The organism is Curvibacter sp. EU05-FHT14A10 (assembly GCF_058791075.1).
The window spans coordinates 371,467-395,700 of sequence record NZ_JBYTDE010000002.1 but is presented as its reverse complement, the minus strand read 5'-3'; the positions used below and the strand labels follow the sequence as shown (position 1 = coordinate 395,700).

Here is a 24,234-nt window from a genome sequence, read left to right as displayed (position 1 = left end):
GTGCGCTTGGGTGATTTGGTGATGTCCTTCATCCGCCGGTTTGCGCCATGAATCGCATCACATGCTGGGGTTGCTCTTGAAACACATGGCGCTCGGGCTTTGCCGCGATGCCCGCATGAAGCGCCTTCAACAACTCGGCGTCGCTGGCACCGGCCCGCAGCATCGGGCCCAGCGGCACCCGGTCGTTCTGCCCCAGGCAAAGGTAAAGGGTGCCGTCCACCCCCAGGCGCACGCGGTTGCAGGTGGCGCAGAAGTGCTGCGACAGGGGCGTGATCACGCCCAGGCTGGCGCGACCGTCCGGGCTGGCCCAGTAGCGTGCGGGGCCCCCGCCCTGGCCCATCACGCAAGGCAGCAGGCCGTGCTGTTGCGCCAGGCTTTGGCCCAGGGCACTGAGGTCGGGCGGCGCCACAGCCTGGCCGGTGGTGCCCATGGGCATGGGCTCGATCAGCCGCAACACATGGCCATGGGCCATGGCGAAGGCCAGCACGCTCTCCACCTCGTCGAGGTTCACGCCCGGTTGCACCACCATGTTGAGTTTGATGGGGCTGAAGCCTGCGGCCTGGGCCGCCTGCAGGCCCTCCAGCACGCTGCCCAGCGCGTCACGTCCGGTGATGCGGGCAAAACAGCCCCGGTCCAGGGTGTCCAGGCTGATGTTGAGGCGCTGCAGGCCGGCTTCGCGCAATTCGCGGGCCAGCCGGGCCAGTTGGGTGCCGTTGCTGGACAAGGACAGATCGCGCAGGCCCGGCAAGGCCGCGATGCCGCGCACCAGCCCGGTCAGGCCGCCCCGCAGCAGCGGCTCACCGCCGGTGAGTCGCACCTTGGACACGCCGCTGCGCACAAACAGGCCCAGCAGGCGCAGCAGCTCGGGCGGGCGCAGCCAGTGGGCCGGCTCTTCGTAGCCATTGAAGCCTTTGGGCAGGCAATAGGTGCAGCGCAGATCGCACCGGTCGGTGATGGAGACGCGCAAATAATCGATGCGCCGCCCGAAGGTATCGACCAGGGCCGGCAGGAGGGGATCAGACATGGTGCTTGACTGTAGGCATGACGGGGGCTGCGCGCCATTACCCGGAAGGAGGATGGTCTGGACCACTGCGCCCCGGGGCCTGGGGTATCACGCCACCAGGTTGGCGGGGCGAAGGGCGCCCAACATCCAACGCATCAGATCCTGCACCGGGCGGATGTGCGAGCCAAACGGCAGGCGTCCGGCACCTCTGAAAAACAAGCCCTTGCCCGGGTCCCCGCGCAAGGCATGACCCAGGGCCCGGTCGATGCAGAACTGGCCCACGTTGGCGTCGCCGTCGCGCAGGCCACAGTGGGCCAGGCAGTCAAAGGCCAGGGTGCAGCGTGGCTTGGGATGGGCCGCCGCCTTCAGGCGGGGTTCGAGGCGCAGGTACTTGTCGAGCCAGGGCGTGCGCACGGCGCGGGCGGGCAGGCCGGCCACGCTGGTGAACTCCACCAGGTCTTCGGGCCGGGCCTGAGCCAGGATGTGCTTGAACGCGAGATCCGCATCGCACTCTTCGGTCACGGCAAAGGCGGTGCCCATTTGCACTGCGGCGGCGCCCATGGATTGCCAGCGACGCAGTTCCTCCTGACTGCCGATGCCCCCGGCCACGATCAGGGGAATGTCGCGCTCCAGGCCGGCACTCTGGAAAAAGGCCTGCACCTGGGGCAGCACCACGTCGAAGTCAAAGCGGGCGTCTTGCAGGTCGGCCACTCGGGCCGCGCCCAGGTGCCCGCCGGCCAGCCGGGGGTGCTCGATGATGATGGCGTCAGGCAGGCGGCCCTTTTTGTCCCATTTGCGCACCAGCAACTGCACGCCCCGGGCGTCCGACAGGATGGGGATCAGGGCGGTCTGCGGGTGCTCGCGCGCCAGGTCGGGCAGGTCGAGCGGCAGCCCGGCGCCCACCACCAGGGCATCCACCCCGCAGGCCAGCGCCTGGCGGACGTAGGCCTCGTATTCGCTGAGGGCCTTCATGACATTGACGGCAATCACGCCCTGACCCCCGGCCACTTCGCGGGCCCGGCGGATTTCGCGCGCCAGCGCCTCCAGGTTGGCGGCATCGATGCGTTGCTTGGCATCGGGTTCGTGTTCAAGATGCCGGGTCTGCTCAAACAGATCGGCATGTTTGCGCCGCAGATCGACCGATGAAATCGTGCCCATTGCGCCCAAGCGGGCCACGGCCCCCGCGAGGCCCCCGGCCGACACCCCCACGCCCATGCCCCCCTGTACCACGGGCAGCAGGCTGCGCCCCTTGAGTGACCAGGGCCGCAAATTGTTTTGATGGCACAAGGCCTGCATTGACTGACTGGGGCAGTCGCCCTCGGGCAGCGAAGAAATCCCGGACTCGAAGGTCGGGGTGGAAGAGACTGACGGTGCCATGGGCACTCCTTTACAACGAAAGCGGAAGCTCGGTCCGTGAAGGGCGGCGGTCTGTGCGACGGCGGCCCAGCACCTGGACGATGTGGACGCCTTGATCCGTATGAACCAGGCGGGGATGCACGCCCATGCCCCAGGCAGGTTCGCGCATTTCGAACAACTCATTGAGCATCTCGGGGGCGCAGTCCTGCGGGCGCACCCAGCCCAATTCACCGCCTCTGTGCGCCGATGGGCAGGCGGACCATTGGCGTGCCAGGCGGGCGAACTGGTCTGGCTCGGCCTGGGCGCTGGTGAGGGCCAGCAAGACCCGTTCGGCCTGCAGGCGCAGGGCATGGGCATCCTGCCCGGGGGCCTGGGCAAACAGGATGTGGCACAGGTACACGCTCGGGCCCGCTTGCGCCGGCAGGGCCTCAGGCGGTTCGTGCAAGGGGCGGTCAGGTCGGTGTGACATGGCGAAACACGCGGTTCAGTCACTGGCGCAGGCGTCCGGTCTGCTGGCTGAGGTGCAGGCTTGGATGCCTGGACCTCGGAGCAGGTTCGAGACCTTTGCCAGTGGGGAGTCAACAAGGCTTCTCTGTAAAATGTATTTTTTGTGAATCATATGTGGCTTGCCGTTTCTGTCGACCGATTTTTGAAGACCCTGCGGCGAACAAGGCCTCAAGTGCGGCGCAGCTTCCTTGGCCCCCGAGCTTCTGGGGTAAGCCCTGCGTGGCGCGGCTGACGCGAGGGTGGGGTGCACATCAGGTCGATTTGAGCCACCTGAGTTCGGGGTAAATTGCCAGGGTGAATCAGCAACCAACTCAGACCAAAACGCTGCCAGCGCAGCGAGTGCCTGGCCCAAGGTCCGTGCGGCCTGCTGCGGGCTGGGCGCGCTGGCTTCCGTGCCTTCAGAAGGTCCGCCACTACCAGATCGGATGGCTGGGGCATGACCTCGTGGCCGGTCTGGCGCTGACCGCGGTGTTGGTTCCGGTGGGCATTGCTTACGCGGTCGCCTCTGGGCTGCCCGGCATCTGCGGCTTGTATGCCACTCTGGCTGGCCTGCTGGCGTATGCCTTGTTCGGGCCGAGTCGCATCCTGGTGTTGGGCCCGGATTCCTCGCTGGCCGCCCTGATCCTGGCCGTGGTGTTGCCGCTTGCGGCGGGCGATCCCCAACGGGCGGTCGCGCTGGCCAGCATGATGGCGCTGGTGTCGGGCGCGCTGTGCATCGGTGCCGGCGCCCTGCGATTGGGCTTTGTCACCGAGCTGTTGTCCAAGCCGATCCGGTACGGTTACATGAACGGTATCGCACTGACCGTGATCGTCAGTCAGTTGCCGGGACTGTTCGGCTTCAGTGTCGATGCCCGCGGGCTGTTGGGCGAGGCCTGGCAATTCGGATGGGCCCTGGCGGCCGGCCAGTCGAACCCCAGAGCGCTGGTCATTGGTGCGGGTACCTTGCTGGCGCTTCTTCTGCTCAGGCGGTATCCACGCGCGCCAGGTGTCTTGATCGGCGTACTGGGGGCCACTCTGGTTGTCACCCTGCAGGACTTGGCGTTGACCGGCGGCCAGGCAGGTGTGCCTGTACTCGGCGCATTGCCCCAGGGACTCCCCCACTTCTCGCTGCCATGGATCGGCTCCAACGACGTCGCGCCGGTGCTGCTGGGTGGGCTGGCGGTGGCGCTGATCTCGTTCGCCGACACCAGCGTGTTGTCGCGAACCTATGCCGGTCGTTCGGGCACCCATGTCGATCCCAATCAGGAGATGGTTGGCCTGGGGGCCGCCAATCTGGCTGCGGGGCTGTTCCAGGGCTTTCCGATCAGTGCCAGTGCCTCTCGCACACCGGTGGCCGAGGCCGCGGGGGCGAGAACGCAACTGGCCGGTGTGGTCGGGGCCTGTGCTGTGGGTGCCCTGTTGTTGCTGGCACCCGGTCTGGTGCGCAACGTGCCGGTCGCTGCGCTGTCTGCCGTGGTGATCGCCTCTGCCATCGGACTCATCGAAATCAGTGACCTGCGCCGCATCTGGCGAATCCAGCGCTGGGAGTTCTGGTTGTCCATTGGCTGCCTGCTCGGCGTGGCACTGCTGGGAGCCATACCGGGCATTGGTTTGGCGATTGTCGCTGCGGTCATCGAATTCCTGTGGGATGGCTGGCGCCCCTACTCAGCCGTGCTGGGCAGGGTAGACGGCGTCAAGGGGTATCACGACATCATTCGCCACCCAGAGGCCCGGGTGGTGCCAGGGCTGGTGCTGTTCCGGTGGGATGCGCCGCTGTTCTTCGCCAACGCCGAGTTGTTTCGAGACCGCGTGCTGGAGGTGGTCGCCAACTCCCCCACGCCGGTTCGTTGGGTGGTTGTCGGTGCCGAGCCGATGACCAGTGTGGACGTGACCTCAGCCGATGTGCTTGACGAACTCGACCAGACGCTGCACCAGGCGGGCATTGAGCTGTGCTTTGCAGAAATGAAGGGCCCCGTCAAAGACAAGCTCAAGCGCTTTGGGCTGTTTTCCAGACTCGGCGAGCAACGCTTTTTTTCGACGCTCGGAGAAGCTGTGAAGCGCTATCTCGTGGCTGAGTCTGTGGCGTGGGAGGACTGGGAGGATCGCGCCGGGGAGGCCACGCCCGGGAGGCCGAAAGAAGCCTCCACGGCCCTTTTGAGCGATCCATCGGCAGCAGCCCGATGATGAGCCAGGGGCCGGGCACCGATGTCGCCTCCTTTGGGCGTCAGCACGACGGCTTGGGGCTCTGCGTCATTGGTCCACCTGGGGCGGCTTCATTGGCTTTGCCGCGGCGAGGTGTTTCAGCTTCGTTTCGCTCCAAAATTCGATCAACCCAGGATCGGGACGGTCATTTCTTGATGGTTGGAGGGCGCATCGCGAACTGACGAGCACGGCATTCCCTTCTGGCGGGTGGGCTCACAGGGATGGCGCGCGTCGCGGTTTCAATTCATGTCCGCTTCATATTGGCCCGGCACGATGTGATCAGGGAGTTTTGCATCAATGCGCCGACAACATCATTTCAAGAGTGCGAGCTGTCGCGGGCGTTGAATTGATACAGGCGAGACGACCCATTGCAACCAGATACGATTCCATCCAAGTTGTTCTCGGATGAAGAGGCCAAGCGTCATGAAAATACACCTGAAAAATCATCCAGGATTGGTTGGCTGGGGGTCTTGTTGATTGGCGTGCTGATCGCTCTGGGCAGTTTGGCCATTGCCAGAGTATTTCATCGCTTATTCGGGTGAAAGAAACGTGGTATTCATCGACGCCTCGCTTCCGCTTGATTTATCAGCAGCAGCCGATCGGCAGGCCATGTGCGTCTTGGTTGTCAATGCTTCGTGAGTCAGTTGGTTTCTTCGCCGAAATAGTTTCTCACCTGCTCTTCCATCAGAACTCGGACCTCATCCTCACTCGTATTCTCCAGCCTCTCATAAAGCCCGTTGGCGATGGGAGAAAAAGCCGCCATGACTTCTGGGTCGAAATGTGATCCTGTGTCTTTTTCAAGGATTTTCATGGAATTTTCAAACCCCATGGCTTCTTTGTAAGGTCTTTTGGAGCACAAGGCATCAAAAACATCAACGACTGCAAAGATGCGGGCAGGCAATGGAATGATGGCACCTGCCAGGCCTCTGGGGTAACCCGTGCCATTCCATTTTTCGTGATGCGCTGCAACGACTTCGCTGGCACCGCCAAGCCAGCCAATGCCGTGCAATATGTTTTCGCCATGATGCACGTGGGTGCGCATGATCTCGATTTCTTCTGGGTCCAGTTTGCCGGGCTTCAGCAATATTTTGTCAGGAATGCCTATTTTGCCTACATCGTGCAGGAAGCTACCTACAATCAATTCCTGCATGACGGTCTTGGACAGGCCCATTTGCGTGCCGACCCTCGCTGCAAGCCATGCCACGCGATAATTGTGGGCACCTGTGTCGGAATCACGCCTGGCGATGGCACGCCCCAGCGCCTCCATCATGGCAATGTGTGAGTCAAGCACTTCGCGGGCCTTGCGAACATTGTCAGTCGATAAGTGAACCATCACGGGGTAAAGCATGGCCCCACATGCCAAGGATGCCAAACACACCATCAACACTGAAATCCATGATGCCCTGAATACTTGATCCTGCTGCCATTGTGGTACGACCCTGACACCTTCAAAATAGCCGGTGATTGGCGATTTTGTGTCAAGCGCATTCGACCTGAGTGGGACAAAGACGCGCAACACCCAGTGTTTGGTCGTGGTTTCCAATGTTTCGTAAACCGCCGTCACAGAACCTGGTCTATCGTGTTTGGCCAGGAGTTGCTCAACCGCCTTGCCCTGGGAGGTGAGCGCTTCAGCAATTTTATTACTTCTATCATCATAAATCTCGGCAATATCGAACATGCCTCCAATGATGGAGTTGGCTGCATCTGCGGCCTGCTCTGCTGCCCCGGATCCATTGAGCTGAGATAACTCCAGGTGATTGATCAGTCGACCGGTTTCTTCGTAGGCGAGAGAAACAATGCTGTCTTCTGCGTACTCGCGAGCAACGATCCATGCGATCGGACTCGTGATGGAGGCCAGTAGCAAACTGACCAGTCCGATTCGAATGGCAATCTGCTTATTGAGAGAGTTCATGGGCGATATCATTGATCATCATCAATTCAAGGAAGCCCTTTTCCCGCAAGTAGCCGTCTTGATGAAATTAGAGCCTAGGGCAACTCCGGACGATTGGGGGATTGTTTCAAGATGACATGAAGGAAATCTGAACGAAGGGATGCGATTGACATTGACCAGAGCTGCCGCCGTCACTGTCAATGGGCGCGCAAGCCTGGTCTTTCGTTCAGACAGCACGAACTGTGAACGCCATTGACCCTTTGATTTCAGTGCACGCCTCACAGACGACCTCTACTGGCTTCTGGGCTGAACCCAGTTCGGATCGCCCGGCGGTTGGCATGCATTCCGGTCTCAAGCTGAGCTTCCCAACAGGCGGTGTCCGAACTGGGTGGGTGGCTGGTCAAGGGCTGGTTTTGAGTTTCAGCCCTTGGGCCCTGCCATAGCCTCACTGGGGCTGAATGCCCAGCTCCCGGATCTTGCGGGTCACCACTTCGAACTCAGGCTTGAAATCATCTGCAAACTGCTCGGGCGTCGAGTTCATGACTTCAAAGCCTCGGCCATTGAGCAACTGGCTCATCTCGGGGGCGCCGACGATGGCCCGCACCTCGCGCGCCAGGCGGTCAACGATGGGGGCCGGTGTCTTGGCCGGGCTCAGCAGACCGATCCAGATGCTGGTGTCGTAGATCGGGTCGGCCATGCCCAGTTCGCGCAGGCTGGGCACCTGAGGCAGCGAGGTGGATCGTTGATGCCCCATCACGGCCAGCGGGATCAGCTTGCCGGTCGGGACATGCTGCATAGCACTGCCCACCGATGAGTAGCCCAGTTCCACCGTGCCAGCGAGCAGGTCCGAGATCACAGGTGCCTCGCCCCGTTGAGCCACATGCACCATGCCCGCCTTGAGGCTGCGGTTCAGCGTTTCGCCCTGCAAATGGCCCAGGCCGCCGATTCCCCACGACGCATAGCTCAGTGACAGGCCTCCATTGTTCACCTTGGTCTTCAAATCAGCCAGGCTCTTGATGCCCGAGCCGGGATGGGTCGAGAGCAGGGTCGGGCTGCGCACCAGTTGGGTGATGGGGATGAAGTCTTTCAACGGGTCGTAGCTCAGGTTCTTGAACAGCGCCGTGTTGTTGACCTGCGAGTCGGTGATGGTCATGAGCAAGGTGTAGCCGTCGGCCCTGGCGCGCGCCACCTCGGCGGCGCCAATGGCACCGCCCGCCCCGCTTTTGTTGTCGACCACCACCGGCTGTCCCATCGATTTGGCGAGCCCGTCACCCACCTTGCGCGCCACGAAGTCGGTGGCACCACCGGCCGCGTAGGGCACCACGATGCGAATCGGCCGAGAAGGATAGCTGTCCTGGGCCAGCGCGGGGGCTGCCAGGGATGACAGCAGCGCGGTGATGCTGCCGATGAGGCAGAAGGCTTTCGGGGCCTTCAGGTTTTTCTGGTGGGTCATGGGTTTGTCTCCATTTGGGATGTCTGTTTTTGGGGCGGCCTCAAAGGTCCAAGACCAATTCGGGGCCAAGGGATCGGGAAACACAGGGCAGCAGGCTGCGCTGGGCCTGGCGCTCGGGTTCGCTCAGAACGTGGTCCAGGTGCTGGGCCTGGCCACTGACCAGCCCCACCTCGCAACTGCGGCACAAGCCTTCGCGACAGGCGTTGGGGATGCACACCCCGTGCTGCTCCAGCGCGTCGAGCAGGCTCACGTTATGGGGCACGGGCACACGCAGGCCCGAACGATGCAGCACCGCGGTGAAGGCCTGGCGGGCATGCATCGCACCGGCCGCCGTGGTCTCGGCGTGGAAACGTTCGAAATGAATCTGCTCGGCCTGGAATTCGGCCCCGAGAGCGCATTGTTCAACTGCCCTCATCAAGCCCGCTGGGCCACAGCAGTACACATGCACACCTGGGTCGGGTTGGCCCAGGAAGCTGCGCAGGTCCGGGGGCTGTCCACCGGCTTCCTCGTCCACGTGCAAGGTGACTCGCTGGCTGCCGAAGCGCCCCAGCGGCCAGGCATAGGCGGCGCGAGCCCTGGAGCGCACGCAGTACAGCAGGCGCCAGGCTTGCCCCCGTGCCTGGCAGGCCTCCATCATGCTGAGGATCGGCGTGATGCCAATGCCGCCCGCCACCAACAGATGTTGGTGGGCCGCGTCTGACAAGCCAAACAAGGACCGAGGTGCCCCCACCTCCAGCAACTGCCCCACCCTGAGTTGGTGGTGGATGAAGGCCGACCCGCCACGGCTGTCGGGGGCCAGCCCCACCCCCAACACGTAGCGATGCCGTTCCGCCGGGCCGTTGGCGACGGAGTACTGCCGGCACAGCCCATGGGGCAGGTGCACGTCGACATGGGCGCCCGCCGTGAAAGCAGGCAGGGGCCCACCCGAAGGATCCCTGAGTTCCAACCCCAGCACGTCCTGGGCTTCATGGGTGATTTGGCTGACGATCAGTTGCATGGCCGCCTCAGTCCTTCGCCATGGCGATTGACTGGCCGGCCGCCCGTTCACGGGTTTCTTCTTCCAGCCGGCGTGCCACCACCCAACGGAACTGGTTGAGCGCTGCATCGATGCCAAAGGGCACCATCTTGAAGTCAGGCGCCAGCGCCAGGCTGCGCTGCTGTGCTGTGATGATGTCGCGATCTTCGTCGAAGGCGGTCACCACGGCCTCGTGAATCGAGCGGGTCACCTCAGGCTGGTCGAGCAAGAAGTTGTGCGGGTGGGCAAAGAAGTAGTGGGTCGAGTTCTCGGTCTCGGGCGTGATGGCTTGGCAGCCCCTGAATTCGATCGCCCCCACGCGCTGCCCCTCCGGAGCGCCCGTACCTGTGGGCGCCATGCCCGAATCCATCAGCAAGGTGGCCGGCAGAGTGAAGTTGTAGATGTTCCAGCGATCGACCTTGCCGCCCCATTCCTTGACCGCGGCCGCAAAAGGAGGGGGCTCGGTGTCGATGGCCCAGCGGGTGATGCGCACGCCGGTGTCCAGACGCTCGACCTTGGCCGGGGCAGAGGCGTAATCCGGGCTGCCCCCGAGCGTTGACGGATGCACAAAAGGCAGGTGTGAAAAATCCAGCAGGTTGTCGCAGATCAGCAGGTAGTTGACGTCGTAGTGGATGTAGCCGTCCTGGCTGCGCCAATCCGGGTGGTCCAGCCATTGGGTGTCGGGGATCAGGTCGGGGTCGGCCCGATCCGGGGCGCCCATCCAGACCCAAACCCAGCGATGCCGCTGTACCACCGGCAGCGTGCGCACCTTGGCCTGAGGCGGGATGCGGGATTGAGCCGGTGCCTCCACGCATTGCCCGGCCGCATCAAACTTGATGCCGTGGTACATGCAGCGCACACAGTCGCCCTCGCGCCGGCCCACCGACAGGGGCGCGCCGCGGTGGCAGCAGCGGTCTTCCATGGCCACCACCTGACCCGCCTGTGTGCGATACATCAGGACTGGAACTCCAATGATGGTGCGGCTGAACAGGCCTTCCTGGGTGACTTCATGGTCCCAGGCGGCCACATACCAAAGATTTTTGATGAACATTGCTTGTCTCCGTTGTTGATCAAGCGCCTCTCGACTTGATGTTCATCAATCCTAGAATCGACCTGAAAATGCGTAAACCGCATGTCAATAATTCAAGGAATGCACCAAATTCATATGGAAGAGCTGGACCTGAATCTGCTGGCGGTGTTCGACGCACTGTTCCATGAGCGCAGCGTGACCAGGGCGGCCCAAGCCTTGGGTATGACCCAGAGTGCGACCAGCCATGCGGTGAACCGCCTGCGTGCCTTTTTTGACGACCCCCTGTTCGTCAAGACCAAGGAGGGCATGAGCCCTACCCGCAAGGCTGAGTCATTGCGGGCCTCGGTCCTGGACGTGATGGCCACCGTGCGCCAGGACATCCTGGCGGCGGCCCGATTCGACCCGATGGCCGCCCGGCGGGTGTTCACCCTGTGCATGACTGACATGGGCGAACTGGTCTTTCTGCCGCCGTTGCTCAAGCAACTCAGAACATTGGCGCCAGACTGTTCTGTTCGAACCTTGCAAGTGCCCGTCGAGCAGATCGAATCTTTGCTGGGTTCGGGCGAGGCTGATCTGGCCATCGGCTCGATCCGCACCGTGCCGGAGGGCCTGTTTCAGCAGCGCCTGTTTTTGCATTCCTTTGTGACCGTGTTGCACCGCGACAACCCGGTGCCCGGCCCCAGGCTAAGCCCGCAAGCCTTCGAAGCCTTGCCGCAGATCGCCGTCTCCCTGACGGGCCATACCGCCGAGGCTTACGATAACGTGGTCGAGCAGCAAGGCCTGCAACGCAAGATCGCTGTCACCACACCGCATTTCCTGACGGTGCCCTTCTTGATCAAGCACAACCCGGAATTGGTGGCCACCGTGCCCCAAGAACTGGCCCATGCCTTTGAGGAGTACGGGTTCCTGCGCACGATCGAGGTACCCTTTTCATTGCCCCCGTTTGCCCTTCATCAGCACTGGCACCCGCGGTTTCACAAAGACCCGGCTATCGTCTGGCTTCGCGAACTGATCAAATCGATGTTTGAAAATTACCCAGATGTGGTTTTTCGGGCGCCCGTGCTGGCTCGCGCGCCCAAGGCCTGAAGGCGCATTGGCGGCCTGAACGGGCTAGGCAAGGTCCAGCCCAAGGACCTCAGTAGGCAAACACGAACAACGACAGAGTCTGGTCGTTAGGCGCCATACCAGGTCGGTATTCGCCATATGAAGCGAGCCCCACTTCCCTCGCGGTCTTCGCAGTGCACGGTGCCGCCGTGGCGCTCGGCAATCGACTTGACCAGCCCCAGGCCCACGCCGCGCAGCAATTGCTCCAGGCGCCGGGTCAGCTTGCGGATGATGGGGTAGGTGGCCAGGGCCACCGCCACCGCAGCCAGGCCCAGGGTCCAGAAAAAGCCGAAAGGCGGGCGGCTCCAAAAATTGCGCGACGGGCGCGGCAGGTGCACATTGAGCACCTCGCCGTTGTGCATAAAACTGCCAACCAAATCCGGACGTATAAACGGCGGATCTGGTTGAACTGCAATGCGCTTGCAAATGGGGTGGCCCAACCGGTGTTGTCTTGGATTGGAGACATCGTCAATCTTGTTGTTTGGCAAACAAGTAACCTGCTCCACTGACCGTGATGATGCGTTTGGGCATCTTGGCATCTGACTCGATGGCTTGGCGGATCCGCCATATTTGAACGTCGATCGCCCGGACTGAAAGCAGCGAGGGTCGATGCTTCGAAGACTTCATGAGATAGCCGCGAGTCAACACTTTGCCTGCCTGATGAGCGAGAGTCAGCAGCAGGTCAAATTGGCTTTGAGTCAGCTTACAGAGCCGGTCATCCACGCTGACTGTGCGCATGACTTGGTCAATTGCCAATGAACCGAATCGCATTTTTGGTGAGGGCTCGTCAGGAACGGGCCCCACGCGACGTAGGATCGCTCGAATCCGAGCAAGTAATTCGTGAGGATTAAACGGTTTGGTCAAGTAATCATCTGCGCCTGATTCCAGGCCAATGATGCGATCCATGGGCTCAGCCTTGGCAGTCAGCATGAGAATCGGAGTTTCTGCGCGAGATCCCTTCGGCGACGAGCGCAGGGTGCGACAAACCTCCAGGCCGTCGATGTCGGGCAGCACCAACTCCAGAAGAACCAGATCGTAGCGGGTGCTCTCCATGGCTAGACAATCCATCCCGGCGCGGCCAGTGGCCGCATGGACCAATGAAAAGCCGGATTGACCCAGGAATTTGCCGATCATTTGGACGAGTCGAACGTCGTCATCAATCATCAATAGCCGGCTGGTCATGGTCGTTTCACTGGTGAAAAGACGGAGCGCGATCATCAATCGGTGGTCGCGCATTGCGATGGCGAGCCTGCGCCTGGTCTGAATCTGACGGCAAGCCAAACCAAGCGTTGGTGGTGTTGGGCTGTACGAGCTTTCCGAGGTCGATTTCAGATCGTCCGTCAGAGAACCTGTACTTGACTTGGGCGTGTGTGGGCATTGCTGTGTCGCTTGGTGTGGTCATCTTTTGCATGAATGTGAATTTTCATCTACATTTGTACAAATGCAAATTGATGATTCGACAAAATTTGAACTTCAGCCAAAGAACCACACTCAGAAGGTTGGGCTTGTTGGGTATGGCCGGGCCGGCAAGGCTGTTGCTGACGCCCTTATGAGCGACTCTCGATTCGAGTTATGTTGGGTGCTTCGCAGGTCCTCGTCTGAGGGGGATCACATTGAAGGTCATCGAGAAGTTCCTATCATGGGGTTGTCACGCTTGGATATCTCCGCCTGGTTCGAGGAACACCCTGTTGATGCTGTAGTTGACTTTTCACAAGCAGATACCGTGTACCTTTATGGTGAGGAAATCAAGGCCCGAGGGTTGACTCTGGTCAGTGCCATATCAAGCTACACAGAAAGTCACCTGCAATATTTGCGTGCCATGGCTGATCATGCGCGAGTCATGAGTTCACCTAATATTACTTTGGGGATCAACTTTCTACTGATTGCCGCGAGACTTTTAAGAAATATTGCGCCTTTCGCAGATGTTGAAATAATTGAGCAGCATTTTCGCGAAAAACCCGAAATATCAGGGACGGCAAAAATCATTGCCGAGCAACTCGGAGTGAATCACGACAGCATTACTTCTCTAAGGATTGGCGGTATTGTTGGACATCATGAAGTTGTCTTTGGGTTCCCGCATCAAACTGTGCGCTTGATACATGATTCAATTCGACGGGAAGCTTTTGGAACTGGTGCTGCTTTTGCACTTGAGGTATTGAAGCACTGCGATAATGGATTTTATAGCTTCGATGACCTGATCATGAAACGGGTGAGGGAAGGCTTGGTGGCTGATATTTGAGCTTGCCATTTTGAAGCACGGCTGCTCCGTAAATTGAATAGGCAGAGGGTCGATCGTTGAGAAATCATAGATCGATCTATGCATCAAATCTGCTTGATTCAATCTCTTGGGGCATGACGGTGAATTTTGGATGGGGGATCAGCCGTTGTCGCCAGATTACACTTGATCAATGGCATGGTGCGGTGGCGATTTTTTGTTTGTATGCGCAAAGTCCGATCTTCTAAATTCAAGATGTGGTGATATATCACCCCGTCTTGGAGTTGCGCGTCAAAAATAATTTGACGATTTTGAAAAACAGCATCTCTGACGAGTTCCCCGTCAATGTCAACAGCATTTAGATTTCTGCTGTAACTATAATTTATTATCTTCCCTGGTTTGATGACGCAGGAAAGATGGGTCCAGTCAGTCTCTTGTGCATTGGTTGAAATCAACGATACCCCCCAAAACGTCGCGCCTGCCGTGGAGAGCAAGACGAGGGCCCAACTGATCATTTGGCTTTTTTTGCTGGACATCATTTTTAATCAGTGGGTGTCTCTGATGGCTTTTTGATCACACCGAGGCATGGGCCTTTGACTTGGCCTGAGGGTGCTTGCTTGAGGCCTCATTACTCATGAGGGAATTTTCTGGGTATCTTTAGGGATTTTTTTAATATTCCGGATGAGATTTTCAAGAGTTCTTGGTAAAAAATAAGATCCATCCATGTCAATGGTTCAGTTTATAATGCCTCGTCGATGTTTCTGACTCGTTGTAACAAAGGCGGTGTGAAATTTGACCGGAAGAATTTCCATCATCATTTTTGACATCTGGCTTCGTCTATGACGATTTGTGGAATGGCCAATTTGACACGTCCTGGATGTGGATGTTCGAGTTTGATATATTAATATAAAATGTGAGGATCTATTTGTTGAATGGCGATTTCATCGTTCTCTGAGTAACCTGAATCCTAATAGAGGATAACGGCTTGAGGGCGTATTCCAGTTGCGAAATCCGCAGCGCGCATAAAGTGACCAAGTGTGCCAAGAACCACCACGACGCACGTGTTCGGTGCCTGTTTCTGGCCCCATTGGATTTTTTCTCTCTGATTTGGCATAGGTTGCTTCATCGTACCAATCAGAGACCCACTCCCAAACGTTACCGAGCATGTCATGCAATCCAAACTGGTTTGGAGGGAATTTTCCTACAGGTGCTGTGAATGCAAAGCCATCAGATCCTTTGAGCGCCATGTCATGCCAGCGCATCCAGTATGGGAGGGCATCTTGATCGAATGTGTTGGCAATCTGAATAAGACCTTCAGGCGAGTTGCCATTGGGGTACCGGGTATCGCGTCCTGCCTTGCAGGCGTACTCCCATTCAGCTTCTGTGGGCAGTCGGTAAGGTACGCCTTCTTTTCTGCTGAGCCATTTGGCCATGGCCACCGCATCATTCCAAGTTACGTTCGTCACAGGACTGTTGGGTTGCTGCGGAAAGCCTGGATTCATCCAACTGTATTTGGGATTGCGACCTTCAAAGGCATCTGCTGATTCAGGTCGAGTGCGATCATATGCCGGGTTGAAACCATATCCACCTGTCTTATCATCAATCGATTCAGGAATGTATCCAGATTCTTTTACGAATTTAGTGAATTGATCGACGGTGATTTCATATTTTCCCAAATAGAAATCCTTGCTGATGCGAACTTCATGAGAGGGTGTTTCATCGAGAAGTTGCCTAGCTCTGAGCCCCTCCAACTTCGGGTAATTTAGCATCAGAACTTCAATCGGTTCTGATGTCCCCATCTCAAAATTGCCCGCCGGTATGTGAACGAATTCAATCCCGGTCTGATCAATGATCCGCATCGGCTGTGCTATTTGGGCAAAGCCGACAACAGGCAGCGCGTTGAGCAAGCAAAAGACCGTGCAAAGTGACATCAACTTTTTCACGCACATCTCCAACTGATGGGCCGACCACTTGCTCAAGCGCTGGGCGCTGATGCCTTATTTGTTCGGGTAGGTCAGATCCACACGGCGGTTTTGTGACCAGGAGGCTTCGTCATGACCTGCTGCGCGGGGCTTTTCTCTACCCCAACTCACAGCTTCCATCTGTTCGTCCTTGACTCCGTACACACGAAGCGCTTTGACGACGGCTTCAGCACGCTTTTGTCCTAGCGCCAAGTTGTATTCTGCGCCACCGCGCTCGTCGGTGTTGCCTTCGACATGGACCTTCAGGCTCGCATTTTTACTGAGGTACTTGCCATGACGCTCGATCATCCCCAGGGCACTTTTGTCCACACTGTATTGATCAAAGCCGAAGAAGACGCTTCGGTCCTTGGAGATGGGGTTGTTGGGGTCCAGGTAGTCCGGTACGACCACCTTGGCGACCGTCGATTGGGCAACCGCAGGCGGGGGTTGAGGTGGTGCCGGACTGCTTGCCGTCGGGGTCGGTGCGATTTCAGCTTTGGACTTTGGGGAACTGCCGCAAGCAGACAAAAGCAGCGCAACTGCACCGATGCATGCGAGGTGTTGATAGGTCTTCATTGAAATCTGGATAGTTGTTGAAGTGAAGATGCTCGGGATTCTCAGTTGGCCAAACGCAGCCTTGTGGCTGCGAGATACTAGCATTTGCACAAATGCATAGAGCACCTGTACGGGCTACTCGGCAACGGTTCCGCGGGCAATCCCTAAGATCTTTTGCGACTTCGTCGCGAAAGGATGCCAAGCCGTAAGTTACATTTGTACAAATGTTGAGTCGAAATTGAGCGCCAAAGGCAGCGCAGCACGATGCGAGCACTCATGTATGGGAAACGGATGTCGGGCGTCAGTTTTGGCGTGGTTGCCAGTGCGGATGTCTCGGACGTTTTCCCGGGAAAGGCCGGCGTGGCGAACGCCGCGATGCACAAGCGTGTTGCGTCCGACCAGTGCTATCCAGCAGTCAGGTTAAAGGCTTACACCTGCCCGAAGCCGTCACCAGTAGGAGGATGTTTGTGCGCCCACGACATTCCATCTGCATGAAGCGCCCTGAGGCCCCGAAGTTGGACCCTTTGATTGAGCACGGGCTCACGAGCCATGAGGAAGACTGGATAGAGAGGGTGATTACCCACCTCAATGACTCTCTGCTGGCATTTCCAACCGAGTTGGAATCCAGACTCCAATCGATCCGCCTGCAGGCGCTTCAAGCCCGTCAAATCGCAGCGAAACAGCGTCGGTGCGACCAAGCATGAAACTGAGAAAATTTGTTCATCAAAGCTGTGCAAGTGGTTTTTGCTCAGCGGTCTCGTCAGCTTGCAGTAGGTTGATCAACGCGGCCAGATCCAAGTCGAGGCGATCCAGTTGCTCGGGATCTAAACGCATCAATGCCCCCGGCAAAACACCCTCAAATGGCCCTGGGGCCTGCCTCAAGACATCTTCGCCGGCGGGCAAGATGGCCAAAGCAACGCTGCGCTTGTCTTGCAGTCCTTTGCTGGTCGCAATCAGCCCACGAGTGATCATCGATTTGACCAAGTTACTGGCAGTTGACTGATGAACATCCATCGCAGTAGCCAAATCAGTCACGCCGAGTCCCGGGTTGGAGCGAATGACGCTCAGCGCCCACACCTGCGCACCTCCGACACCCGCGATGGCTTCCACCTGTTGAAAATGAGTTCTCACAGCATTGAAGACCACTCGAAAGCGGCGAAGCACCAATGTGGCTTTGACGTGGTGCAAAGAAGAAGCACCCCTTTTCTGGGCACCGGTACGTGGAGAGCTGACCATGCGCATGATGATAGCGGCGTGGTCGGATCCAGCGTCGCACTTTGTGTGACAACGCGTTGATGTGTTTTGGTCTTCGTGTTGGTTTACATTTGTACAAATTTAAATTTGTAAGGCCTGCCGTTGAATCGATGATTGGTTCGCTTCGCTTTCGCCCTTGGTCCTTCAATTTCCTGCATGAAACGCCACCCTCACTTCGCCCACGCCGTTCAGCGAGAACTTTCTGATTGGCGACTATGGTCAACGCGATTCGTCGTCATTGCCTTCGCGGTCTTGTCTGGATTGACTGTGGTGCTGTTCACCTGGATGACCGAGCAAGCGCTGTCCCTGTTTCAGATGATGGTTCGAGGCGCGTGGTGGATGCCCTTGATTTGGACCCCCATCGGAACCGGCGCCATTGTGTGGCTGACTCGCCGTTTGGCTGCTGGAAGTGCTGGTTCTGGGATACCCCAGGTGATGGCGGCATTGACCCCAGGCCTGGAGCAGTCGGCAAGTTCGTGGTTTGTGTCCTTGAAGCTAAGCGCCGCGAAAATGGTTTTGACGGCAGGTGGTCTGCTTTGCGGGCTCTCCTTGGGGCGGGAAGGCCCCTCTGTCCAAATTGCGGCGGGCATCATGCACAGCGCGAAGCGCTTTTTGCACAAGTCGGGACCTGTTTCTGAGCACGGACTCTTGATTGCAGGGGGCGCTGCGGGAATTGCTGCGGCCTTCAACACGCCCCTTGGCGGCATCATGTTTGCCATTGAAGAGTTGTCCCGTAAACCTGAGCAACGCAGCAACGGCTTGATCATGGCGGCCATTGTGGTTTCTGGACTGATGGCCGTTTCGATCTATGGCAACTCCACCTATTTCGGGGTGATCAAGGCCGGTGCGGTCAACACGGCTTTGTTCCTTCCCGCGCTCTTGGTTGCTTTGGTGTCAGGGGCCGCCGGGGGGCTGTTCTCACGTTTGATGGTGGCGTCGCTGGCAGGCCGTTCAAACGATTGGTTTACGCGGGTCCGCGCATCGCACCCGGTCCGCTTTGCCGCTGGGTGTGGGCTGATCGTGGCTGTTTTCGGCGTGGTCACGGAGGGCGCGACATTTGGCAGTGGCTACCTTTACACCCGTCATATGTTGGAGGGAAGCGGTGAACAGCGGCAGTTGTATGTCCTGTTGAAGTTCATGGCCACATGGATCACGAGTTGGTCCGGCGTCCCCGGCGGAATTTTTGCGCCTTCATTGGCCATTGGGGCGTCCATTGGCAACGACCTCGCCTCATTGATGGATGCGAGTCAAGCCTCCACATTGATAGCACTGGGCATGGCTGGGTTTCTGGCCGCCGTGACTCAAGCGCCCCTGACCTCTTTCATCATCGTGATGGAGATGGTTGACGGACACGGATTGGTGCTGAGCTTGATGGCCAGCGCGCTGGTTGCCAGCGGCGTTTCCAGGCTCATCAGTGCACCACTCTATGCGGCTCTCGCCGAGCTGCAGCTGTTGCGCCTGCCTCAGCCGTTGCGGCCCGCCCAAGAAAAGATGCCCCCGGAGGGGCATTGAAAAACTGTCCAGATTTGAAGAACCCTGTCTCAAAGGGCAGGGTTGATTCTATATTTGCACAAATGCAAAACCACAAGGGTATACCCGAGAGCGCAAGCACTGACGAGCCTCTCCATCGTGCGCTGGTGAGCGAACTGCCCGGTCATGTGCGGTCAGTTGAACCCGCGTCCGCATGGTGTACCTTGATCCGTTTTGCAGAAGCCAAGAAGCACGTCAGTGCCGAGGCCTGCGAGGGCCTGTGCTTTCATGAAGCGATTGTGTTGGCGCGCTATGCCAGCCAATTGGGATTGGCTGACAGGGTTCGCTTTCTGTGCTGGGATGTGCGAGGCGATGCCAAGTACAGGCAGCATTGGGCGCTTCTTCTGGATGATCGATCCGTCTTGGACCCCACCGGGGTTCAGGTGGATGGGTCCAACCGCCTGATTCGTGCGCAGAGCGAATACCCTGGTACGTACCTCCCTGTCGGCAAATATCCAGTCTCTACGATTGTTGGGGTTATCGACACCAGAGTCATCATTGCGAACGAAAGGTATCCCAAGACTGTCTTGTGGCGTGTTTTCCGTTCTATGGCACGACACGACATCAGGGCAGCGTTGGCGCAACACCATATCGTTATTTGCGCAAGCTCCATCGCTTGCCTTTGTCGGCAAGGAATCGTTCTCGTCGCGACTCATCTGCTCGGCATCGCCCTTGCGCGATTGCATCGAATTCTGCAGCGGTCACTCTGAGCGATTCTTGCGAGGTGATCGATTGGCAAGTCGGTGCCTGCTGAAGCAGCCCGATGGTCTGTTCCTCGCTGAATCTGTTCCTCTCTATATCCGTCATTCTCCGGTTGGTTGAGGGATTTCACCAACTTCAGGTTGGTACGGCTGGGAGGGTGAAAGTTCACCAGCACATTCATTTGCACCCGGCCCGTGTTGAGTCAACACATGGGAGCGGCCTCTGGGATACAGTCAAAGGCGTTGCATGCTCCCATGTACCGCCAACCTCAGGACTTTCGGTATGCGCGCTGCCTTCAATCCGCTGTCGGTCGGTCAAGAAAAGGTGTTTCGGCGCACCTTGCTGGCGCTGGTCGCATTGGTCAACGCGTTAGCCATCCTGTTCAATGCCTACACGCTGTCTGAGCAGCGCGATCTCTACCATCAGCGGGCTGAGATGCAGGGGCGTAGTCTGGCCCGCGCACTGGACGAAAATCTGGCGGTCAGCATGGGCAAGGTGGACATCACGCTGGCCGCGGTGGTTGACCGACTCGAAGAAGAGGCCGCGCGCCACCGGCCATTGGATTTGGCGAGCTTGGCCTCTTTTCTGGAGCGTCAGGAGGGCCGCCTGGTTCCCGGAGCGCGAATCCGGGTATCCGATGCGCACGGCCAGTTGGTGTTGGGCCAAGGGGTGATCGCGGGTCAGGCTTCCTGGGCTGAGCGTGGCTTCTTTTCCGTCCTGAGGGACAAGCCCGATGCCGCAACCTTGATCAGCGACCCTGTGCTGGGGCAGATCGCCAAAGTGCCCGTCATTCCCGTTTCCCGTCGCTATCGCGATGCGGGGGGCGCCTTTGCGGGGGTGGTTTCGATGGCGCTCCCGGTGTCATACCTGCATGAGCAATTGGCCAGACTCGAGTATGGCGCTCATGGCAACGTCATCTTGCGAGATGCCGACCTCAAGCTGATCACCCGCCATCCTGCGCTCCAGCAGCCCGAAGGCCAGTTGGGTGCCCCGATATACAACAAGACGCTGATCGCCGGCATCGCCGCCGGCCAGGGCAGCTTTTCGTACCACACTCAGACGACGCCCGATGGTTACCCGCGCCTGATCACCTACCAGCGCCTGAAGTCGATGCCCTTCCACCTGATTGTCGGCTTGGCGCACGCTGATTATCTGCAGCCCTGGCAAAGCCGGGTGCAACAGACCGTGATCGGGAACGGGGTGTTCCTGGTCACCACGCTGGCGATGAGCTGGGTGCTGTTGAAAATGCTGGCGGGTTTGCGTCGCGAAGGCAACCACGCGCTGGCCCTGCTCAAGAACGCGAGCGATGGGGTTCATATCCTGGACCGCGATGGCACCCTGATCGAGGTCAGTGATGCCTTCTGTGCGCTGTTGGGCTACACCCGGCAGGACCTGCTGGGCATGGGGCTCGACCAATGGGAGGCCGGGACCGGGCAGGGCCCCATCCGCCGTGCGGTGCAGGCGGCGCTGGCCACAGGCCAGCCAGACCAGTTTGAAGCTCGATACCGGCGCAAGGATGGCAGCGAGTTCAGCGCTGAAGTCAGCATCAAACCCATGGTGTCCGACGGGACGGATCTGTTGTACATGGCCTGCCGTGACATCAGCGAGCGCCAAGCAGCCCAGGCCCGCTTGCGTACCAGTGAGGCCTCTCTGCGGGCGGCCAGCCATTTGGCCAAACTGGGCCACTGGCGCTGGGATCTGGTGAACGACCGCTATGAATGGTCGGCCGATGTGTATCGGTTCTATGGGCTGCAGCCCGGGGGAGCACCGATCTCGTTTCCGGACATCCAGGGCCTCTTTGCCGCAGACGACTGGGAGCCCCTGGCCAGGTCCATCGAAGCCTGTCGCCGTGATGGATTGGCCTTTGCCTGCGATGCCCGCATCCACAACGACAGTGGCAGTCCGTTGTGGGTGACGGTGAGAGGTGAGGCCGACGTGGACGGCCAAGGCCGCATCGTGGCCTTGCGCGGCACCGTGCAAGACATCACCGACCATGTTCGACTGCAAAATGAGTTGCGTGAGTCAGGCGCTCAGTTCAAGGGCGTGATTGATGCCGCGCCCATTCCCATGGCCTTGATTGATGCCCAGCATCAGATCACCTACCTGAACCAGTCGTTTGTTCAGACCTTTGGTTACGACTGTGCAGACATCCCCACGGTCCAGCACTGGCTGGAGAACGCCTTTCCTGACCCCGAGTACCGCCGCCGGGTGCAGGCGCGTTGGCAATCGCACCTGGCGGCTTCGCAGGCCGGAGCCGGCCGGTTTGAGCCCATTGAAGCGGAAGTCCACACCCGAATGGGCGAGACGATGACCGTCCTGCTGGCGGGCTCACCCCTGCCCTCCAGCACTTCGGCGCTGTTCCTGGAGACCTTCGTCGATATCACCGCGATCAAGAAGTCAGAGCTTGCTTTGCAGCATTTTGGCCAGATCGTCCAGTCCTCCGACGATGCCATCATCAGCAAGACTCTGAAGGGGCAGGTCACGAGTTGGAACCCGGGGGCCGAGGCCATTTTTGGTTACAGCGCGGCCGAGATGATTGGTCAATCGCTTTTGCGGATCTTTCCGCCCGACCGGGTCGACGAAGAGCGCGACATCCTGGAGCGGCTGGCCATGGATCACTCGTTCAATCACCATGAAACGGTGCGGCTGCATCAGAACGGCGCGCTGATTGATGTTTCGGTCACCATTTCACCGATTCATGACAGCGAAGGTCGGGTGATCGGTATCTCCAAGATCGCCCGAGACATCACGCAACGCAAACGCATCGAGGCGGCACTGGAGCGTGAGCGGGCCATGTACCGCACCTTGATCGACACCCTGCCCGACATGATTTGGCTGAAGGACGCCGCGGGCGTCTACCTGCGTTGCAACCGCCGTTTCGAGGCGTTTTTCGGCGCCAGCGAAGAAGCCATTCTCGGCAAGACCGACTTCGATTTCGTGCCCGCCGAGTTGGCCAATTTCTTCCGTGCCAACGACAAGAACGCGATGGAGAGGAACAGCGCCTCGGTCAATGAAGAAGAGGTCACGTTTGCCTCGGATGGCCATCGTGAATTGTTGGAAACCACCAAGGTGCCCATGCGCGATGTCGGGGGGCAATTGATCGGTGTGTTGGGCATCGGGCACGACATCACCGCGCGGCGCCATGTCGAGAACGAACTGGAGCAGCATCGCGGCCATCTGCAAAAGCTTGTCGATCAACAGACTGCCGATCTGATGCTGGCCAAAGAGGCCGCTGAAACGGCCAATGTGGCCAAGAGTGCCTTCCTGGCCAACATGAGCCATGAGATCCGCACCCCGATGAATGCCATTTGCGGCATGGTCTATTTGCTGCGCCGAACGGGCGTGAGCGCCGAGCAGGACGCCAAACTGGCGGTCATTGACGCCTCCGGCAAACACCTGCTGGAAGTCATCAACGATGTGCTGGACCTGTCCAAGATCGAGGCGGGCAAGCTCACCCTGGAGGATGGCGCTGTCCATGTGCAGAGCCTGCTTGGCAATGTGGCCTCGATGCTGGGTGAGAAGGCCAAGGAAAAGGGGCTGGACCTGCGCATCGACAACACCTGGCTGTCGCAGAGGCTGCGTGGTGACGCCACCCGCTTGCAGCAGGCCTTGCTCAACTACGCGTCGAATGCCATCAAATTCACCGAGCGCGGCCGGGTGACGTTTCGCGCCCGGTCAGTGCATGAGGATGCGGCTACCGTGCTCCTGCGCTTTGAGGTCGAGGACTCGGGCATTGGCATCACGCCTGAGGTCACGCCCAAGTTGTTCGGCGCCTTTGAGCAGGCCGACAGCTCGATGTCCCGCAAGTATGGCGGCACAGGTCTGGGCCTGGCCATCACCAAGAAGATCGCTGAATTGATGGGAGGCTCGGCAGGCGTCAGCAGTGTGCCGGGGCAGGGCAGCACCTTCTGGTTCACGGCACGTTTGCGCAAGGACGAGCAGGCGGTGTACCAGGCGCATGCGCGGCCCAGCGGCGAGGTCGAGACACTGGTGAAGAATGAGCACGCGCACAAGAGCGTCCTGCTGGTGGAGGACGAACCCATCAACCGCGATATTGCGGACATGCTGCTCAGTGACGTGGGCCTGCGGGCTGATCAGGCCGAAAACGGTGAGATCGCCGTGCGAATGGCCCAGGCCAAGGCCTATGACCTGATTTTGATGGACATGCAGATGCCCGTTCTGGACGGTCTGCAGGCCACCCGCCAGATCAGGCAGATTCCTGGCTACCAGCACACGCCCATCGTGGCCATGACCGCCAATGCCTTCGCAGAGGACAAGGCCCGCTGCCTGGACGCTGGCATGAGCGACTTCATTGCCAAGCCCGTGGATCCCCCACTGCTCTACGAAACCTTGCTGGCCTGGCTTTCAGCGCAGTTCCCTTCTGGCTGAGCCGGCTGCGGGGGGGCACTGGCGCTGGCGGTGCAGTTGGGAGAAGTGGGTGAAGTGAGTGAAGTGCGTGGGGTGGGAGGAGATCAGG

General features: G+C 59.2%; 19 protein-coding genes. 5 read left to right on the top strand and 14 right to left on the bottom strand.

Annotated features, from left to right (window positions below; all coding sequences use genetic code 11):
- Window positions 1-28 precede the first annotated feature (28 nt).
- The 3 genes from moaA to AC3WUT_RS04935 all read right to left on the bottom strand — a co-directional run bounded on the left by moaA (window position 29) and on the right by AC3WUT_RS04935 (window position 2,828).
- Window positions 29-1,024: a GTP 3',8-cyclase MoaA gene (gene moaA, locus AC3WUT_RS04945; protein ID WP_492345957.1), complete on the bottom strand. Its 996-nt coding sequence runs from the start codon at window positions 1,022-1,024 to the stop codon at window positions 29-31.
- Between the two features lie 87 nt (window positions 1,025-1,111).
- Window positions 1,112-2,299 carry an NAD(P)H-dependent flavin oxidoreductase gene (locus AC3WUT_RS04940; RefSeq protein ID WP_492346165.1) on the bottom strand — a complete coding sequence of 396 codons (1,188 nt, stop codon included), beginning with the start codon at window positions 2,297-2,299 and terminating at the stop codon, window positions 1,112-1,114.
- Window positions 2,300-2,390: 91 nt separating this feature from the next.
- Entirely contained in the window at window positions 2,391-2,828 is a 438-nt protein-coding gene (locus AC3WUT_RS04935; RefSeq protein WP_492345956.1) for a peptidylprolyl isomerase, read from the bottom strand.
- 395 nt (window positions 2,829-3,223) lie between these two features.
- Between AC3WUT_RS04935 and AC3WUT_RS04930 the strand changes: the two genes are divergently transcribed.
- On the top strand, window positions 3,224-5,029 hold the full coding sequence (locus tag AC3WUT_RS04930; protein ID WP_492345955.1) for a SulP family inorganic anion transporter: 1,806 nt from the start codon (window positions 3,224-3,226) through the stop codon (window positions 5,027-5,029).
- Between the two features lie 658 nt (window positions 5,030-5,687).
- Here AC3WUT_RS04930 and AC3WUT_RS04925 read toward each other — a convergent pair.
- From AC3WUT_RS04925 to AC3WUT_RS04910, 4 genes are all read right to left on the bottom strand, one after another.
- Entirely contained in the window at window positions 5,688-6,959 is a 1,272-nt protein-coding gene (locus AC3WUT_RS04925; protein ID WP_492345954.1) for an HD-GYP domain-containing protein, read from the bottom strand.
- A 424-nt stretch (window positions 6,960-7,383) separates the two neighbouring features.
- Entirely contained in the window at window positions 7,384-8,391 is a 1,008-nt protein-coding gene (locus AC3WUT_RS04920) for a Bug family tripartite tricarboxylate transporter substrate binding protein (protein WP_492345953.1), read from the bottom strand.
- Between the two features lie 40 nt (window positions 8,392-8,431).
- On the bottom strand, window positions 8,432-9,388 hold the full coding sequence (locus AC3WUT_RS04915) for a PDR/VanB family oxidoreductase (RefSeq protein ID WP_492345952.1): 957 nt from the start codon (window positions 9,386-9,388) through the stop codon (window positions 8,432-8,434).
- A 7-nt stretch (window positions 9,389-9,395) separates the two neighbouring features.
- Window positions 9,396-10,457: an aromatic ring-hydroxylating dioxygenase subunit alpha gene (locus tag AC3WUT_RS04910; protein WP_492345951.1), complete on the bottom strand. Its 1,062-nt coding sequence runs from the start codon at window positions 10,455-10,457 to the stop codon at window positions 9,396-9,398.
- A gap of 99 nt (window positions 10,458-10,556) precedes the next feature.
- On the opposite strand from AC3WUT_RS04910, the gene AC3WUT_RS04905 reads away from it, so the two are divergent.
- On the top strand, window positions 10,557-11,522 hold the full coding sequence (locus tag AC3WUT_RS04905) for a LysR family transcriptional regulator (RefSeq protein ID WP_492345950.1): 966 nt from the start codon (window positions 10,557-10,559) through the stop codon (window positions 11,520-11,522).
- Window positions 11,523-11,608: 86 nt separating this feature from the next.
- Here AC3WUT_RS04905 and AC3WUT_RS04900 read toward each other — a convergent pair whose 3' ends face one another.
- Window positions 11,609-11,902, bottom strand: a complete 294-nt coding sequence (locus AC3WUT_RS04900; RefSeq protein WP_492345949.1) for an ATP-binding protein — start codon at window positions 11,900-11,902, stop codon at window positions 11,609-11,611.
- A gap of 106 nt (window positions 11,903-12,008) precedes the next feature.
- On the bottom strand, window positions 12,009-12,722 hold the full coding sequence (locus AC3WUT_RS04895; RefSeq protein ID WP_492346164.1) for a response regulator: 714 nt from the start codon (window positions 12,720-12,722) through the stop codon (window positions 12,009-12,011).
- 259 nt (window positions 12,723-12,981) lie between these two features.
- Here AC3WUT_RS04895 and AC3WUT_RS04890 point away from each other — a divergent pair, with 259 nt between their 5' ends.
- Window positions 12,982-13,779 carry a 4-hydroxy-tetrahydrodipicolinate reductase gene (locus AC3WUT_RS04890; protein ID WP_492345948.1) on the top strand — a complete coding sequence of 266 codons (798 nt, stop codon included), beginning with the start codon at window positions 12,982-12,984 and terminating at the stop codon, window positions 13,777-13,779.
- Between the two features lie 98 nt (window positions 13,780-13,877).
- Here the strand turns inward: AC3WUT_RS04890 and AC3WUT_RS04885 are convergent, their stop codons facing one another.
- The 4 genes from AC3WUT_RS04885 to AC3WUT_RS04870 form a co-directional block, all read right to left on the bottom strand.
- A complete protein-coding gene (locus AC3WUT_RS04885) occupies window positions 13,878-14,291 on the bottom strand; it encodes a hypothetical protein (RefSeq protein ID WP_492345947.1) in 414 nt (137 codons plus the stop codon).
- 405 nt (window positions 14,292-14,696) lie between these two features.
- A complete protein-coding gene (locus tag AC3WUT_RS04880) occupies window positions 14,697-15,686 on the bottom strand; it encodes a formylglycine-generating enzyme family protein (RefSeq protein WP_492346163.1) in 990 nt (329 codons plus the stop codon).
- Between the two features lie 66 nt (window positions 15,687-15,752).
- Complete coding sequence (gene pal / locus AC3WUT_RS04875; protein ID WP_492345946.1) at window positions 15,753-16,292, bottom strand: peptidoglycan-associated lipoprotein Pal; 540 nt, start codon at window positions 16,290-16,292, stop codon at window positions 15,753-15,755.
- A gap of 702 nt (window positions 16,293-16,994) precedes the next feature.
- Window positions 16,995-17,513 (bottom strand): MarR family winged helix-turn-helix transcriptional regulator, encoded by a 519-nt coding sequence (locus tag AC3WUT_RS04870; protein WP_492345945.1) that lies wholly within the window; start codon window positions 17,511-17,513, stop codon window positions 16,995-16,997.
- A gap of 168 nt (window positions 17,514-17,681) precedes the next feature.
- Between AC3WUT_RS04870 and AC3WUT_RS04865 the strand changes: the two genes are divergently transcribed.
- Window positions 17,682-19,037, top strand: coding sequence for a chloride channel protein (locus tag AC3WUT_RS04865; protein ID WP_492345944.1), 1,356 nt, complete (start codon window positions 17,682-17,684; stop codon window positions 19,035-19,037).
- 152 nt (window positions 19,038-19,189) lie between these two features.
- Here AC3WUT_RS04865 and AC3WUT_RS04860 read toward each other — a convergent pair whose 3' ends face one another.
- A complete protein-coding gene (locus tag AC3WUT_RS04860) occupies window positions 19,190-19,741 on the bottom strand; it encodes a hypothetical protein (protein WP_492345943.1) in 552 nt (183 codons plus the stop codon).
- Between the two features lie 298 nt (window positions 19,742-20,039).
- On the opposite strand from AC3WUT_RS04860, the gene AC3WUT_RS04855 reads away from it, so the two are divergent.
- The gene (locus AC3WUT_RS04855; protein ID WP_492345942.1) at window positions 20,040-24,146 is read left to right on the top strand and encodes a PAS domain S-box protein; all 4,107 of its coding nucleotides are present in this window, start codon (window positions 20,040-20,042) and stop codon (window positions 24,144-24,146) included.
- Window positions 24,147-24,234 lie beyond the last annotated feature (88 nt).